Source organism: Rhodococcus huquni, assembly GCF_055231055.1.
On the sequence record NZ_JBUYWE010000004.1, the window covers coordinates 70,932 to 86,214 of the forward strand.

A 15,283-nucleotide genomic window follows, 5' to 3' on the forward strand; every position below is an offset into this window, starting at 1 on the left:
AGATACACAGCCATGGCTGTCGTAACAATGAAGCAGCTGCTCGACAGCGGCACGCACTTCGGTCACCAGACCCGTCGTTGGAACCCGAAGATGAAGCGTTTCATCTTCACCGATCGCAACGGCATCTACATCATCGACCTGCAGCAGACGCTGACGTACATCGACAAGGCGTACGAATTCGTCAAGGAGACCGTCGCTCACGGCGGCACCATCCTCTTCGTCGGTACCAAGAAGCAGGCGCAGGAGTCCATCGCGGGCGAGGCGACTCGCGTCGGGATGCCCTACGTCAACCAGCGTTGGCTCGGCGGCATGCTCACCAACTTCACCACCGTCCACAAGCGCCTGCTCCGCCTCAAGGAGCTCGAGGCGATGGAGCAGACCGGTGGCTTCGAGGGTCGCACCAAGAAGGAAATCCTCATGCTCACGCGTGAGATGACCAAGCTGGACCGCACTCTCGGTGGTATCCGCGACATGGCCAAGGTTCCGTCGGCCGTGTGGGTCGTCGACACCAACAAGGAGCACCTGGCGGTTGCCGAGGCTCGCAAGCTGAACATCCCGGTCATCGCGATCCTGGACACCAACTGCGATCCCGACCTCGTCGACTACCCGATCCCGGGCAACGACGACGCCATCCGTTCGGCCGCACTGCTGACCAAGGTCGTCGCTTCCGCGGTTGCCGAGGGCGTGCAGGCACGTGCCGGACAGAGCGCCGACAAGGATGCCAAGCCCGAGGCCGGCGCCGGCGAGCCCCTCGCCGAGTGGGAGCAGGAGCTGCTTTCGCAGGCCACCCCCGCCGCTGAGGCACCGGCAGCAGAGGCACCGGCAGCCGAGGTAGCAGAGGCACCGGCAGCTGAGGCCGCACCGGCCACAGAGGCCCCCTCCACCGAGGCCTGATTCGGACGACAACGGCCCTGACCAAGAAAGTCTTTGGTCAGGGCCGTTTCACCGTCTTCTTCACGTACTACCCTGACGTACGTCGTGACAGACACCTCGACGTACGACCCATTACACAATGAGGAGGCTCGCTCACAATGGCGAACTACACCGCCGCTGACGTCAAGCGGCTCCGTGAGCTCACCGGCTCCGGGATGATGGCATGCAAGAACGCGCTGGCCGAGGCCGACGGGGACTTCGACAAGGCTGTCGAGCAGCTGCGCATCAAGGGTGCCAAGGATGTGGGTAAGCGTGCCGAGCGCACCACCGCCGAGGGCCTGGTCGTCGCCAAGGACGGCGTCCTACTCGAGATCAACTGCGAGACCGACTTCGTCGCGAAGAACGCGGAGTTCCTGAAGGTCGCCGAGTCGATCGTGGCAGTTGCCGCCGAGGCGAAGCCTGCCGACATCGACGCGCTGAAGGCGCTCGAGCTCGACGGCAAGACCGTCGACGCGGTCGTGCAGGAGCAGTCCGCGAAGATCGGCGAGAAGCTCGAACTGAGCAAGATCGCCTCCTTCGACGGCCCGGTTGCCGTCTACCTGCACAAGCGCAGCGCAGACCTGCCGCCCGCCGTCGGCGTTCTCGTCGAGTACAGCGGCGAGGGTGACGCGGCTGCCGAGGCTGCCCGCAATGCTGCGATGCAGGTCGCCGCGCTCAAGGCGAAGTACGTCACTCGCGACGAGGTGCCCGAGGAGATCGTCGCCAACGAGCGGCACATCGCCGAGGAGACCGCGCGCGCAGAAGGCAAGCCCGAGCAGGCTCTGCCGAAGATCATCGAAGGCCGCGTCAACGGCTACTTCAAGGATGTCGTGCTGACCGAGCAGTCCTCGGTGCAGGACTCCAAGAAGTCGGTCAAGGCGATCCTCGACGAGGCAGGCGTGACCGTGAAGCGGTTCGTGCGCTTCGAGGTCGGCGCCTCCTGATCGATTCGTGGGACGTGTGGCCCCGTCGGCCGAGAGTTCGCACTCGAACCGGCGGGGCCAACGTATGCCACGGAGCGGTACCGATGAGGCAGGATCGGAAGTGAATCCGCGGCTGGTACGAGCCGCGGCGGCTGGGTAGACAGCCGATGAGATCGAACGAGCGTGACGGAAGAACCGAGGAGAACAATGTCCGAAGCAGCCAACGAACGTCCAGGCTTCCGCCGTGTCCTTCTGAAACTCGGTGGCGAGATGTTCGGTGGCGGCAGGGTCGGTCTGGACCCTGACGTCGTGACGAAGGTGGCCGAACAGATCGCCGGCGTAGCACGCTCCGGCGTCCAAGTTGCCGTCGTCATCGGTGGTGGAAACTTCTTCCGTGGTGCCGAACTGCAGCAGCGCGGGCTCGATCGCGCCCGGTCCGACTACATGGGAATGCTCGGGACGGTCATGAATTCGCTTGCACTGCAGGACTTCCTGGAGAAGCAGGGAATCGACACTCGCGTCCAGACCGCGATAACGATGGGTCAGGTCGCCGAGCCCTACATTCCACTGCGTGCCCAGCGGCACCTCGAAAAGGGTCGCATCGTCATCTTCGGTGCCGGCATGGGCATGCCCTACTTCTCGACCGACACGACGGCTGCACAGCGCGCGCTCGAGGTCGGTGCCGAGGTCGTTCTGATGGCGAAGGGTGTCGACGGTGTCTACTCCGCCGATCCGCGCCTCGATCCGGACGCGACCATGTTCGACCAGATCACGCACCGCGAGGTGATCGAGCGCGGACTTCAGGTTGCCGACGCGACAGCTTTCAGTCTGTGTATGGACAACAAGATGCCGATGATGGTGTTCAATCTGCTCACCGAGGGCAATATCGCCCGCGCGGTGGCCGGTGAGAAGATCGGAACACTGGTCAAGTCCTGAGCGGGCCTGACTTGGGCGGCGACGCCGACGTGCAGAATCAGAGCAACGACACCGAAGCAGAACGAACATGGAGGACATGCCGTGATTGATGAAGCTCTCTTCGAAGCAGAAGAGAAGATGGAAAAAGCTGTCACGGTGGCGAAGGACGACCTCGGTTCGATCCGCACGGGTCGCGCCAACCCGGGCATGTTCTCTCGCATCGTCATCGAGTACTACGGTTCGATGACTCCGATCACGCAGCTCGCCAGCATCAACGTGCCGGAGGCGCGCCTTGTGGTGGTGAAGCCGTACGACGCGGCACAGCTGGGCGCCATCGAGACGGCGATCCGCAACTCGGATCTCGGTGTGAATCCGACCAACGACGGAAGCTTGATCCGTATCTCGGTTCCTCAGCTCACGGAGGAGCGCCGCAAGGAATTGGCCAAGCAGGCCAAGGCCAAGGGCGAGGACGGCAAGGTGTCGGTGCGTAACGTCCGGCGCAAAGCGATGGAGCAGCTGGCGCGCATTCAGAAGGACGGCGACGCGGGTGAGGACGAGGTCGGTCGCGCGGAGAAAGAACTGGACAAGACCACAGCGCGATACGTTGCTCAGATCGACGAGCTGTTCAAGCACAAGGAAGCCGAACTGATGGAGGTGTGAGTGTCCTGTGGGCACTACACACGGCAGTTCGACATCGATACGAGGGGCGGAACGGGAGACAGTGACCGTGCCAGCAGAACGAGGGACACCCGGTGGACCTGCATCGGGCGAGCCGTCGGCGGCAGACGCTGATCCCGGCAGTGCTCCGAAGTCGAAGGCCGGCCGCAATCTTCCAGCCGCCATCGGTGTGGGGCTTGCGCTCGGCGTCTCGCTGATCCTCATCCTTGCCTACGTACCACTCGTCTGGATCGGTGTCGTCGCGGTCGCGATGGCCGTCGCAACATGGGAAGTGGCGAAACGCCTACGTGAGGCCGATATTCGGGTTCCGCGAGTTCCTCTGATCGCCGGCGGCCAGGCGATCCTGTGGCTGGGGTGGCCCTTCGGTGTCCAAGGGGTTCTGGCGGCGTTCGCGGGCACCGTTCTCGTATGCATGATCTGGCGACTGTTCGACCACGGGTTGAGCGCGACCCCGCGAAACTTCCTCCCCGACACGGCAGTGACGACCTTCGTTGCCGCCTGGATTCCGCTCTTCGCCTCGTTTGCCGTCCTGATGGTCCTGCAGGAGGACGGCGCCGGACGAGTGCTGTGCCTGATGATCGGTGTCGCGTGCTCCGATATCGGCGGTTACGCGGCGGGGGTGCTGTTCGGCAAGCATCCGATGGTGCCGCGCATCAGTCCGAAGAAGTCCTGGGAGGGCTTCGGCGGTTCGCTGTTGTTCTGTGTCATCGGCAGCATCGCTACGGTGACGCTGATCCTCGACGAGAATCCGTTGATCGGCCTCGTGTTGGGTGTGGTGCTCGTCGTCGTCGCCACGCTCGGTGATCTGATCGAATCGCAGATCAAGCGCGAACTGGGAATCAAGGACATGGGAACCCTCTTGCCCGGGCACGGCGGCATCATGGATCGTCTCGACTCGCTGCTGCCCTCCGCCGTGGTCACGTGGCTGATCCTGACGCTCTTGGTGTGAGCCTCCCTGCCGGTGTGACGATTCCGAGCCCGAACATCTGGCACTGGCCGGAGCTGTACGAGATCGAGAATCGCGCCCAGGACGCGGACGGCTCCGTGTACCGAACTTTGTCCGACGTGGCCGACTGGTCGGACGGACTCGTCGTAGACCTCGGTTGCGGGAGCGGGTTCCACCTACCGATGTTTGCCGAAACGGCTTCGTCGGTGATCGGTGTCGAACCTCATCGCCCGTTGGTGGCGGCGGCCCGGCACCGGACGCGGGAACTCGAGAACGTCGAAGTACGCGAGGGTAGGGCCGAGTCCATACCGGTCACCGACGGCGTGGCGCATCTCGTTCATGCGCGGACGGCTTACTTCTTCGGCCCGGGGTGCGGGGCGGGGATCGCCGAGGCGATGAGAGTCCTCGAGCCGGGCGGAGTCCTAGCCGTGATCGACCTCGATGCGACGGCGGGCACGTACGGACAATGGATGCGGTCGGATCTGCCGCAGTACGACCCGGCCCTGGTGGAGAAGTTCTTCGAGGCCCAGGGCTTCGACCTGCTGCGCGTCGACACCCGGTGGGAGTTTCAGGACCGTGAGTCACTGCGCGGCGTGCTCGGCATCGAGTTCACGAAGCGGACGGCCGCGAAGGCGTTCGAGCAGACTCCGGGCCTCGCCCTGGACGTCCGGTATCGACTGCACACCAGGACGAAGCCGGTCGGGTTGGTGACCTGATCGGACGTGCGGGTCGTCAGAGACCGCGTTTCGCGGCGCGCCTGATCTGGAGGATCCGGATTCCGCCGGCGAGGGCCATCACGACTGCGCCCGCGATTGCCGCCAACAGGATTGTCACGCCGAGCGGAAGGGTGAAGTCCCACGCGAAGAGGTGCAGTGTCGAGCTGTCCAGATTCTGCAGGATGAAGATCAGCAGAAGGATCAACACGAGGATCCCGATCACCAGCCCGGTCCAGGTGGCCGCTGCACGCGTGTGCGCGATCGAGTCCGTCGTGGCGGTACCGGTTGCTCCCGTCTCGGGGTATCGGTCCTCGCCGGAGTCGTGGCCGTGGCGCGGCTCCAGGGGTGACGAATCATCCGGTGTTGTCGACATGATTCGATCTTGGCACTCGCGTGCTCATTCCGCCTGGATATGGAACAGCTTCGCGAGTGCGTCGATCTTCTTCGCCTTGGCGAGTTTGGGCAGGTCGCTGCCGTCGCGAACGCGCGAACCGTCGATGCCGAGATCGGCGATCACCGATCTCGCCCATCCTGCATCGGCCGCCGAGGGGCTGAGCGCCCTGTTGACCGGACCGGTTTGTGCCGTGGTCATGCACAGCTTTCCGGTCATCCCCATCGACAGTGTCAGCAGCGACGCACGGTGAAGCGCCTCGGAATCGTAGCCGAGCGTCGGCCCATCGATCGGCGGTGCTATCCGAGCGGCCCGGCTCGCGATGGTCAGACGCGATCGTGGATACGCCATCGCCAGGGGAGAGTCGTCCATGCCGGTGTCCCGACGAAAGTCGCCGCTGCCGAAGGCAAGTCGGAAGGTGGCATCCGCGCGGGCGATCTCTGGCGCTGCCTCCAGTCCGACGGCGGATTCGAGGAGAGCGATCACTCTTGTGCCGGCGGGTAGCCGCTCTGCGGTGGCATCGATCTGCATACCGCTCTCCACCTTCGCCAACATGACCCCTTCGAGTCCCGGAAGGTCGTCGATCGCAGCGAGGTCCCGATCCCAATGCGCAGTGGTGGCGTCGTTGATCCGAACCCACGCACGACGGTTCTCGCAGATCCAGGCCACGACATCGGCGCGGGCCGCGGACTTGCGGCCCGGCGGGACGGCATCCTCCAGATCGAGAATCAGCGCGTCGGCCGACCCGCGATGGGCGTCTTCGAACACGTCCGGTCGCCCACCCGGCACCAATTGCCACGACCGCGCGTACTCGGCGGACACGCGCGATCCCAAGGCCTCGTCCAGATCGAAGTCAGTATCCATGTTCACAATTGCACCGTCCCAGTGATGTACACGACATCGATTGTCCGCTGTTTCGACGTCCGCTTCTACTTGCGTAACTAATGTTCATTTCGAAATTGGGTCCGATTGGACAGCAGTGGGAGAATGGAGCGCACTATGGCTGTTTCTCTCCCTCTCGTGTTCAATGCGCCCCGTCGTGGGATGCCTCCGCGGCACCTCGCCGACCTCGATTCGGCAGAGCGGCGTGCTGCGGTCGAGGAACTGGGTCTGCCCGGTTTTCGTGCCGACCAACTCGCGCGCCAGTACTACGGGAGGCTCGAGGCCGACGCGGACAAGATGACAGATCTACCTGCGTCTGTTCGTGAAAAAGTTGGGTCCGCGCTGTTTCCGCAGCTTCTCACGCCGTTGAAGCACCTGGCGTGTGACGGGGGAGAGACTCGTAAGACGCTGTGGAAGGCGGGCGACGGAACTCTCCTGGAGAGCGTTCTGATGCGGTACCCCGAGCGTGCCACCCTGTGCATCTCGAGTCAGGCCGGTTGCGGCATGGCGTGCCCGTTCTGCGCGACCGGTCAGGCGGGCCTGCAACGGAACCTGTCGACCGCCGAGATCGTGGATCAGGTGCGTGCGGCGGCGGCGGCGCTGCGTGACGGCGAAATGGAAGGCGGGCCAGGTCGTCTTTCCAACGTCGTGTTCATGGGGATGGGCGAACCACTCGCGAACTACAAGCGCGTGGTTGCGGCGGTCCGTCGGATCATCTCACCCGCCCCGGACGGGTTGGGTCTGTCCCAGCGATCGGTGACGGTGTCGACGGTCGGTCTGGCTCCGGCGATCCGGAAGCTCGCGGACGAGGGACTGAACGTCACTCTAGCGGTGTCGCTGCACACCCCCGACGACGAACTGCGTGACACCCTGGTGCCCGTCAACAACCGGTGGTCGGTGGCAGAGGTGCTCGACGCGGCGAGGTACTACGCGGACAGCACGGGCCGGCGGGTGTCGATCGAATACGCGCTGATCCGTGATGTGAACGATCAGCCTTGGCGCGCGGATCTACTGGGGAAGAAGCTGCGCAAGGCGCTCGGTGCGCTCGTGCACGTGAATCTGATTCCGCTCAATCCGACTCCGGGCAGCGAATGGGATGCCAGCCCGAAGCCGGTCGAGAAGGAGTTCGTTCGCAGGGTGATCGCACAGGGTGTGTCGTGCACCGTGCGCGACACCCGCGGTCAGGAGATCGCGGCGGCGTGCGGGCAGCTCGCCGCGGAGAACTGACGGTCGAACTAGCGCGGCTTGCGGCGCAGAACGGCGTCGCGGACGAGCATGATCACCATGAGGGCGGCGAATCCGATGAGGTACCAGTCCTCGACACGGCCCTCGTGGTTACCGATGATCATCGCTACCAGGAATGCTGCGAAGAGCCACCCGAAGACGCGGAACGTCTTGAGCGACTCGCCGCTCCATCCCCACTCTGCAGAGGGAACCTCGGCTGTATCGACATTCGAGACCGCCACGACGGGTTCGCTGGAAACCTTGTCCAACTCGGTATCGGCCACGGTCGATCCTCCTGCTAGTTCGAGTGTCACTGACTTCATATCGTGGCATACGACCGGCCGTCGTATGTAGTGGGGCCATCCATCAGGGTGCTCTCAGGTGGAATCAGGAACAATGGTCCGGTGCATGCAAACAAGCCCACCCGGGTACTCCTGCTCGGAAGCACCGGTTCGATAGGTACGCAGGCGCTCGAGGTCGTCGCAGCCAACCCCGACGAGTTCGTCGTGGTCGGTCTCGCCGCCGGCGGCGGAAACATCGACCTGCTGCGTCGACAGATTCGTGAGACGGGCGTGGACGCCGTCGCGGTCGCCGATCCCGTCGCGGCCGAGTCGCTCGATCACCCGGGCGTCCTGACCGGCCCCGACGCCGTCACAGAACTTGTGCGCACGACCGAAGCGGACGTCGTGCTCAATGCGCTCGTCGGATCGCTCGGACTCGCGCCCACTCTCGCAGCCTTGAAGTCGGGGGCCCGGTTGGCACTGGCCAACAAGGAGTCGTTGGTCGCCGGCGGCGCACTGGTGACCGCAGCGGCCGCACCCGGACAGATCGTCCCCGTCGATTCGGAGCACTCGGCGCTGGCCCAGTGCCTGCGCGGCGGCTCGGCCGGCGAAGTGGATCGGCTGGTGCTCACTGCGTCGGGCGGACCGTTCCGAGGGTGGTCGGCGCAGCAACTGGAGTCGGTGACACCGGAGCAGGCGGGCGCGCATCCCACCTGGTCGATGGGACCGATGAACACGCTCAACTCGGCGACCTTGGTGAACAAGGGCCTCGAACTCATCGAAACCCACCTGCTGTTCGATGTCGACTACGACCGGATCGACGTCACGGTCCATCCGCAGTCGATCGTGCACTCCATGGTGACGTTCACGGACGGGTCGACGTTGGCGCAGGCCAGCCCGCCCGATATGAAGCTGCCGATCGCGCTGGCGCTGGGATGGCCCGATCGGGTACCCGGTGCGGCTTCGGCCTGCGACTTCACTGCCGCAGCCACCTGGGAGTTCGAGCCGCTCGACACTTCGGTGTTTCCTGCCGTGGATCTCGCGCGGTCCGCCGGAAAGGCAGGGGGAGCGCTCACTGCCGTCTACAACGCGGCAAACGAGGTGGCGGCGCAGGCGTTCCTCGACGGAGTCGTTCGGTTCCCGGACATCGTTCGCACAGTCGAGTCGGTACTCGGTGACGCGGACGAGTGGTCCGCGACACCCGCTACCGTGGACGATGTACTCGCCGCCGACGGCTGGGCACGCACGCGGGCGCGTCAGCTCGTGAATCAGGAAGGCTAGAACTGCATGATATTCGCAGTGGGCGTTGTCCTTTTCGCCCTCGGTATCGCGCTGTCCATCGCGCTGCACGAAGCCGGCCACATGTGGGTGGCGCAAGCGACCGGGATGAAGGTGCGGAGATACTTCATCGGCTTCGGCCCCAAGATCTTCTCCTTCCGGCGCGGTGAAACCGAATACGGACTGAAGGCACTTCCGCTCGGCGGGTTCTGCGACATCGCAGGCATGACCGCCATCGACGAGCTCGCGCCGGACGAAGAAGACCGCGCGATGTACAAGAAGGCCACCTGGCGGCGACTCGTCGTCATGTTGGGCGGCATCACGATGAACCTCCTGCTCGGCCTCGTCCTCATCTACGTGCTTGCAGTGGGTTGGGGTCTTCCGAATCTGAACAAGCCGACGACAGCGGTGGTCGGTTCCTTGGCATGCGTGTCGCCGACGCAGGGCGGCGGACCCGATTTCGCACTGTCGGAATGCAGTGGAGCGGGGCCGGCAGAACAAGCAGGTATCCGGGCCGGCGACACCATCGTGGCGGTCGACGGTCAGGAAGCATCGACTTTCGCCGAGGTGGCGGAGAAGACGCGCGCGCTGAGTGGACCGCACGATTTCACTGTCGATCGGGACGGTGAGGAACTTACGGTCACCGTGCTGGTCGAACAGGCCGAGCGATGGGTGCAGGACGCAGCCGACCCGGAGCCTCGAATGGACACGGTGGGTGCCATCGGGATCGTGGCCCCGCCCAACGTGGTGGAGCACTCGGCTCTGAGCGCGGTGCCCGCGAGCTTCGGCTTTGCCGGAGACATGTTCACCATGACCGTCGAGCGCCTGATCCAGATGCCCGAGAAGGCCGTGGACCTGTGGCATGCGGTCACGGGTGGTGAGCGTGACCCCGAAACGCCGGTCAGCGTCTACGGCGCGAGCGTGCTGGGCGGTGAGATCGCCGAGCAGGGAATCTGGGAAGCATTCGTGTTACTTCTCGCGAGCCTCAACTTCTTCCTGGCGATCTTCAACCTGCTGCCCCTGCTCCCACTCGACGGTGGGCACATGGCGGTGACCATCTACGAACACATCAGAAACTGGTTCCGGAAGTTGAAGGGCCTGCCGAAGGGCGCCCCGGTCGACTACATGAAACTTCTGCCCGTGACCTATGTGTTCATCGTCATCGGTGGTGCGTACATGTTGCTGACACTCACCGCGGACATCGTCAACCCCATCAAGCTCTTCCAGTGATCGTTAGACTCGAATCGAAGCTACGAAAGAAGGCATCCTCGTGACCAGCCCCATCGGATTGGGTATGCCCGAAGGCCCGGCCGCGGTTCTCGCGCCTCGCCGTAAGACTCGACAGCTCCAGGTCGGGTCGGTCGGTGTGGGCAGCGACAGCCCGGTGTCGGTGCAGTCGATGTGTACCACCAAGACCCACGACGTGAACGCCACACTGCAGCAGATCGCAGAGCTGACGGCGTCCGGTTGCGACATCGTGCGCGTCGCCTGCCCTCGGCAGGAAGACGCCGATGCTCTGGCGATCATCGCGAAGAAGAGTCAGATTCCCGTCATCGCGGACATCCACTTCCAGCCGCGCTACATTTTCGCTGCCATCGATGCAGGTTGCGCCGCCGTGCGAGTGAACCCAGGAAACATTCGGGAGTTCGACGGCCGGGTGAAAGAGGTCGCCAAGGCGGCAGGTGACGCGAACATCCCGATCCGCATCGGTGTGAATGCGGGTTCGCTCGATCCACGGCTCATGCAGAAGTACGGCAAGGCCACCCCGGAGGCACTCGTCGAGTCGGCGTTGTGGGAGGCCGGACTGTTCGAGGAGTTCGGCTTCGGGGATATCAAGATCTCCGTGAAGCACAACGACCCTGTCGTGATGGTCGAGGCGTACAAGCAACTTGCTGCACAGTGCGATTACCCCCTGCACCTCGGCGTTACCGAGGCGGGGCCGGCATTCCAGGGCACAATCAAGTCTTCGGTCGCGTTCGGCGCGCTGCTCTCGGAAGGTATCGGCGACACCATTCGCGTGTCGTTGTCCGCGCCGCCTGCTGAAGAGATCAAGGTGGGCACGCAGATATTGCAGTCGCTCAACCTGCGTCCTCGCAAGCTCGAGATCGTGTCCTGCCCGTCCTGTGGCCGTGCTCAGGTCGACGTCTACACGCTTGCGGACGAGGTCACCGCAGGTCTCGAGGGTATGGAGATCCCGCTTCGCGTCGCCGTCATGGGCTGCGTCGTCAACGGACCAGGCGAAGCACGCGATGCCGATCTCGGTGTCGCTTCCGGAAACGGTAAGGGTCAGATCTTCGTGAAGGGCAAGGTCATCAAGACCGTGCCGGAAGCTCAGATCGTCGAGACGTTGATCGAAGAAGCCATGCGTATCGCCGAAGAAATGGAAGGCGAGAATTCCGACGGATCGCCGGTGGTCACGGTCAGCTGACGATCGCGTACAGAAACTTGCCCACTCGGGGCAGGTTCGTGGCAATGTGGTGGCACGACCACTAGCCGACAAGGTGGGCAGATGCTCAAGCTCCTGGGTGCCAGACAATTGGGTGGCAGGGACGTTGCGCAGGTACTCAGCGTTCTCGACGCCGACCCTGTTGCTGCGTGCATGGTTGCGTCCCGCGTGGAGAAGTCGGGCCTCGACCCCAGAATGATTCACGGGGAGCTGTGGAGCCGTGGTGGTCCGGTCGAGTCGCTCTGCTACGCGGGCGCCAACCTCGTCCCGCTGCGGGGGGATCTCGATGACCTGCGTGCATTCGCCGATCGGGCGTGCCGAGGTCCGCGCATGTGTTCCTCGCTCGTCGGCCGGGCGGAGCTGACCCTGCCGCTGTGGGAGATGCTGGAATTGGACTGGGGCCCCGCCCGCGAGGTGCGTTCGGAACAGCCGCTGCTTGCTCTCGGTGGTCCAGCGACCTGTCGGCCCGACCCTTCGGTGCGCAGGGTGCGTATGCACGAACTCGAACAGTACCTGCCCGCGGCAGTCGCCATGTTCATCGAAGAGGTCGGCATCGACCCACGAGTGAACGACGGCGGACGTAGCTATCAGCGCCGCGTCGCCAATCTGATCTCCTCGGGGCGGGCGTGGGCGCGATTCGAAGACGGTGAAGTCGTCTTCAAGGCGGAGGTCGGTTCCGTGTCGTCTCGGGTCGGGCAGATCCAGGGCGTGTGGGTCGCGCCGTCGCATCGCGGCCGTGGCCTGGGAGCTGCCGGTACCGCAACCGTGGCCGAATCCATTCTCGCCGACGGGCGGACAGCGAGCCTCTACGTCAACAGCTTCAACGGCGCAGCGCGAAGAACGTACGCGCGCATCGGATTCGAGCAAGTCGGGACATTCGCGACAATTCTCCTCGACTGACGCGCCGCGCCTCACCTGGAACGGGAACGGACCGCCCTAGTATTGGCGACGATGAAGCCCCTTCGTGCGTCGCGCCCTTGCCTGACCAGGTCTGTTGCCCTGTTCGGTGCAGTCGCTGTCGCAGCGGGGCTGGTGGCGTGTACTCCGCGCCCCGACGGTCCGCAGCCGGCCGCCCAGGATTTCCTGTCAGCGTTCGCAGAGCACGACACGGCCACAGCTGCCGAACTGTCCGATCGCCCGGAAGACGCCGCGCCGGCCATGGACGAAGCGTGGAAGTCACTGCAGGCGATCTCGCTGGAGGCCGAGACAACCGACGTCGACATCAGGGGCGACACTGCGAAGGTCGGCTACAGCTACGAATGGCACCTCCCGAAGGACCGCGTGTGGACGTACACCGGTGAACTTCAGATGGGCCGGCGCGGCGGCGATTGGGCGGTCCGTTGGAGTTCGGCGAATCTGCACCCGAGGCTCGGTGACCGCCAGAAGATGGTCCTTCGGGCCGAGCCCGCCGAACGCGCGCGGGTCAACGAGCACGCCGGCTCCGACGTCCTGGTACCCGGAGTCGTGTATCGGGTGAAGCTCGACGCGTCCAAGTCGGATGATCTCGTGGGCACGGCTAGGTCCTTGTCCGGGGCGCTCAAAGCCTTCGACGCGAGCGTGACGCCACAATCGGTCGTGGAATCGGCCACCGGGGTCAAGGGCGACTACCTGGTGACACGTCTGCGCAAGGAGGACTACGACCAGATCGCCCCCGCGCTCGACGGTCTGTCCGGCGTCACGGTGTCCGACGAAGCGGATCTGGTTGCCACGGACCAGACCTTTGCTCCCGATCTCGTCGGGCAGGTGAAGAAGACGATCATCGACGACGTCGACGGGAAGTCGGGTTGGAGCGTCGTGACCGTGAATCGGAACGGCGCCGACACGGATGTGTTGACCGAAACTCCACCGGAGCCTGTTCCGTCCGTGTCGATCAGTCTGGATCGCCCCATACAGGTGGCTGCCCAGAATGCTGTGGACGCTCATCCTGATCAGGCGATGATGGTGGTGATCCAGCCCTCCACCGGCGATGTGCTGGCGGTGGCGCAGAACAAGGCGGCGGATCGTGACGGTCCGGTGGCCCTGACCGGTCAGTACCCGCCCGGCTCCACGTTCAAGATCGTGACTGCCGGTGCTGCGATCTCCTCCGGCCTCGCAACACCGGACACCACGGTGCCGTGCCCGGGAGAGATCGTCATCGGCGAGCGCAGTGTGCCCAACTACGAGCATTTCGCACTGGGCAACGTGCCGATGGCAACGGCCTTCGCTCGATCGTGCAACACGTCGTTCGCGAAACTGGCGAGCGAATTGAAGCCGGATGCATTGAACGTCGCGGCTTCGCAATTCGGAATCGGGCCGAAGTACGAGGTGGTGGGGCTGCCGACGAACTCGGGGTCGGTGCCGCCCGCGAAGGACATGGTGCAGCGCACGGAAGACGGTTTCGGTCAGGGCCGAGTGGTGGTCAGCCCCTTCGGGATGGCGTTGGCAGCGGCGACGGTGGCGCACGGCTCGACGCCTGTTCCGCAGCTGATCAAGGGACGCGAGACGAAGATCGAAGGCGAGCACCCGAAGATCGACCCCGAGATGGTGAACGGCTTGCGCGGCATGATGCGGCTCGTGGTCACGAGCGGCACGGCGGAGCGGATCGCCGACCAGGGCGAGGTGTACGGCAAGACCGGTGAGGCCGAGGTCGAGGGCGGATCGCATGCGTGGTTCGTCGGCTATCGCGGCGATCTCGCGTTCGCGACGCTCGTCGTGCGCGGCGGCAGTTCGGACAACGCGGTCGCGGTCACTCGCGACATGTTCACTGCGTTGCCCGAAGGCTACTGAGAGTCTCTCAGGGGAGCAGTCCCAGTTTGCGGGCGGCGACCACTGCTTCGTGACGGTTGTGCGCGCGGAGTTTGCGCATCGCGCCGCGTAGGTAACTCTTCACCGTCTCGGGCCCGAGGGAGAGGCGCTGCGCTGCTTCGTTGTTGGTGCAACCCAAGGCGATCTGGGCGAGCACGTCGAGTTCGCGTGGTGTCAGGATCGGCGCTTCGGGCGCAGACTTCTCGGGGTCGGCCGTCGCAACTCCGGCGAGACGACTCGAGATTGCCCGCAGTCGATCCCGCAATGCCTCATCGGCAACCGCGTGCGCCACTCCGCGCAGGTCGGCGTGGATGTCGCGGAGCTCCTCCGTCGACATGGCTTCTGCCGCCGGTGTGTCCACCTTGCTCAGCATGCGGACTCGTCGATCCACTTCGTCGCGGATCGTGATCTCCGAACCCAGTCTGCGAGATGCCGCGACGAGGGTGTCCGTCGCGCGATCACCGAGCGGTGTGCAGTCACGCGCGGCCGCGTAGAGCACGGCGCGCGAACTGCCCTTGACGACGACCGGCACGGCGAGGATGGATCGAAGCCCCTCGCCCTGCACAGGGCCGTCGAAGTGGTGGGTGATCGTGGTCGAGGTGCCGTAATCGCTGACCGCATACGGCCGCCGGTGTTCGAGGACGCGGCCGCCCAGACCCGACCTCGGCGGGATCGACAGGCCGGCGAGGCCGTTGGTTCTGGTGCCGACGAACTCGGTGAGATGCAGCGTTTCGGCGGAGACGGATCCGCCGAACAGAACGGGGACACCGGCGCGTGCAGCGACTCCACGTAACTCGGCACGTAGGGCGTCGGAGTCGCGAGGCCGCAGCAGGACACCTGCTGACGGGGTGTGGTCGAACATTCGCACCCCTTTCCGGGGGTATTCACGGCAGTCTGTGAGCTAGAT

16 protein-coding genes are annotated in these 15,283 nt (G+C 64.6%); 12 read left to right on the forward strand and 4 right to left on the reverse strand.

The window, feature by feature from the left end; all coding sequences use genetic code 11:
- Positions 1 to 12 precede the first annotated feature (12 nt).
- The 6 genes from rpsB (at position 13) to ACZI8R_RS09585 (ending at position 5,090) form a co-directional block, all read left to right on the forward strand.
- On the forward strand, positions 13 to 894 hold the full coding sequence (gene rpsB / locus ACZI8R_RS09560; RefSeq protein WP_463379362.1) for a 30S ribosomal protein S2: 882 nt from the start codon (positions 13 to 15) through the stop codon (positions 892 to 894).
- A 137-nt stretch (positions 895 to 1,031) separates the two neighbouring features.
- Positions 1,032 to 1,856 carry a translation elongation factor Ts gene (gene tsf / locus ACZI8R_RS09565; protein WP_463379363.1) on the forward strand — a complete coding sequence of 275 codons (825 nt, stop codon included), beginning with the start codon at positions 1,032 to 1,034 and terminating at the stop codon, positions 1,854 to 1,856.
- Positions 1,857 to 2,042: 186 nt separating this feature from the next.
- The gene (pyrH, locus tag ACZI8R_RS09570) at positions 2,043 to 2,771 is read left to right on the forward strand and encodes a UMP kinase (protein WP_463379364.1); all 729 of its coding nucleotides are present in this window, start codon (positions 2,043 to 2,045) and stop codon (positions 2,769 to 2,771) included.
- Positions 2,772 to 2,852: 81 nt separating this feature from the next.
- Positions 2,853 to 3,410 (forward strand): ribosome recycling factor, encoded by a 558-nt coding sequence (gene frr / locus ACZI8R_RS09575; RefSeq protein ID WP_463379365.1) that lies wholly within the window; start codon positions 2,853 to 2,855, stop codon positions 3,408 to 3,410.
- Positions 3,411 to 3,471: 61 nt separating this feature from the next.
- Positions 3,472 to 4,377, forward strand: a complete 906-nt coding sequence (locus tag ACZI8R_RS09580; RefSeq protein WP_463379366.1) for a phosphatidate cytidylyltransferase — start codon at positions 3,472 to 3,474, stop codon at positions 4,375 to 4,377.
- Positions 4,378 to 4,391: 14 nt separating this feature from the next.
- Complete coding sequence (locus ACZI8R_RS09585) at positions 4,392 to 5,090, forward strand: class I SAM-dependent methyltransferase (RefSeq protein WP_463379671.1); 699 nt, start codon at positions 4,392 to 4,394, stop codon at positions 5,088 to 5,090.
- Positions 5,091 to 5,106: 16 nt separating this feature from the next.
- Here ACZI8R_RS09585 and ACZI8R_RS09590 read toward each other — a convergent pair whose 3' ends face one another.
- Together ACZI8R_RS09590 and ACZI8R_RS09595 are read right to left on the reverse strand one after the other, a co-directional pair.
- Positions 5,107 to 5,463 carry a LapA family protein gene (locus ACZI8R_RS09590; RefSeq protein ID WP_463379367.1) on the reverse strand — a complete coding sequence of 119 codons (357 nt, stop codon included), beginning with the start codon at positions 5,461 to 5,463 and terminating at the stop codon, positions 5,107 to 5,109.
- 24 nt (positions 5,464 to 5,487) lie between these two features.
- Complete coding sequence (locus ACZI8R_RS09595) at positions 5,488 to 6,345, reverse strand: HpcH/HpaI aldolase/citrate lyase family protein (protein WP_463379368.1); 858 nt, start codon at positions 6,343 to 6,345, stop codon at positions 5,488 to 5,490.
- A 135-nt stretch (positions 6,346 to 6,480) separates the two neighbouring features.
- Between ACZI8R_RS09595 and rlmN the strand changes: the two genes are divergently transcribed.
- Positions 6,481 to 7,590 carry a dual-specificity RNA methyltransferase RlmN gene (gene rlmN, locus ACZI8R_RS09600; protein ID WP_463379369.1) on the forward strand — a complete coding sequence of 370 codons (1,110 nt, stop codon included), beginning with the start codon at positions 6,481 to 6,483 and terminating at the stop codon, positions 7,588 to 7,590.
- Between the two features lie 8 nt (positions 7,591 to 7,598).
- On the opposite strand, the gene ACZI8R_RS09605 is transcribed toward rlmN, so the two are convergent.
- Positions 7,599 to 7,871: a DUF2631 domain-containing protein gene (locus tag ACZI8R_RS09605; protein WP_463379370.1), complete on the reverse strand. Its 273-nt coding sequence runs from the start codon at positions 7,869 to 7,871 to the stop codon at positions 7,599 to 7,601.
- 120 nt (positions 7,872 to 7,991) lie between these two features.
- Here ACZI8R_RS09605 and dxr point away from each other — a divergent pair, with 120 nt between their 5' ends.
- From dxr to ACZI8R_RS09630, 5 genes are all read left to right on the forward strand, one after another.
- Positions 7,992 to 9,149, forward strand: a complete 1,158-nt coding sequence (gene dxr / locus ACZI8R_RS09610; protein WP_463379371.1) for a 1-deoxy-D-xylulose-5-phosphate reductoisomerase — start codon at positions 7,992 to 7,994, stop codon at positions 9,147 to 9,149.
- A 6-nt stretch (positions 9,150 to 9,155) separates the two neighbouring features.
- The gene (locus tag ACZI8R_RS09615) at positions 9,156 to 10,376 is read left to right on the forward strand and encodes a M50 family metallopeptidase (protein WP_463379372.1); all 1,221 of its coding nucleotides are present in this window, start codon (positions 9,156 to 9,158) and stop codon (positions 10,374 to 10,376) included.
- 40 nt (positions 10,377 to 10,416) lie between these two features.
- A complete protein-coding gene (ispG, locus tag ACZI8R_RS09620) occupies positions 10,417 to 11,574 on the forward strand; it encodes a flavodoxin-dependent (E)-4-hydroxy-3-methylbut-2-enyl-diphosphate synthase (RefSeq protein ID WP_463379373.1) in 1,158 nt (385 codons plus the stop codon).
- Between the two features lie 81 nt (positions 11,575 to 11,655).
- Positions 11,656 to 12,492: a GNAT family N-acetyltransferase gene (locus ACZI8R_RS09625; RefSeq protein WP_463379374.1), complete on the forward strand. Its 837-nt coding sequence runs from the start codon at positions 11,656 to 11,658 to the stop codon at positions 12,490 to 12,492.
- A 51-nt stretch (positions 12,493 to 12,543) separates the two neighbouring features.
- Positions 12,544 to 14,358, forward strand: coding sequence for a penicillin-binding transpeptidase domain-containing protein (locus ACZI8R_RS09630; RefSeq protein WP_463379375.1), 1,815 nt, complete (start codon positions 12,544 to 12,546; stop codon positions 14,356 to 14,358).
- A 7-nt stretch (positions 14,359 to 14,365) separates the two neighbouring features.
- Here the strand turns inward: ACZI8R_RS09630 and ACZI8R_RS09635 are convergent, their stop codons facing one another.
- Positions 14,366 to 15,238, reverse strand: coding sequence for a LuxR C-terminal-related transcriptional regulator (locus tag ACZI8R_RS09635; protein WP_463379376.1), 873 nt, complete (start codon positions 15,236 to 15,238; stop codon positions 14,366 to 14,368).
- Positions 15,239 to 15,283: the final 45 nt, after the last annotated feature.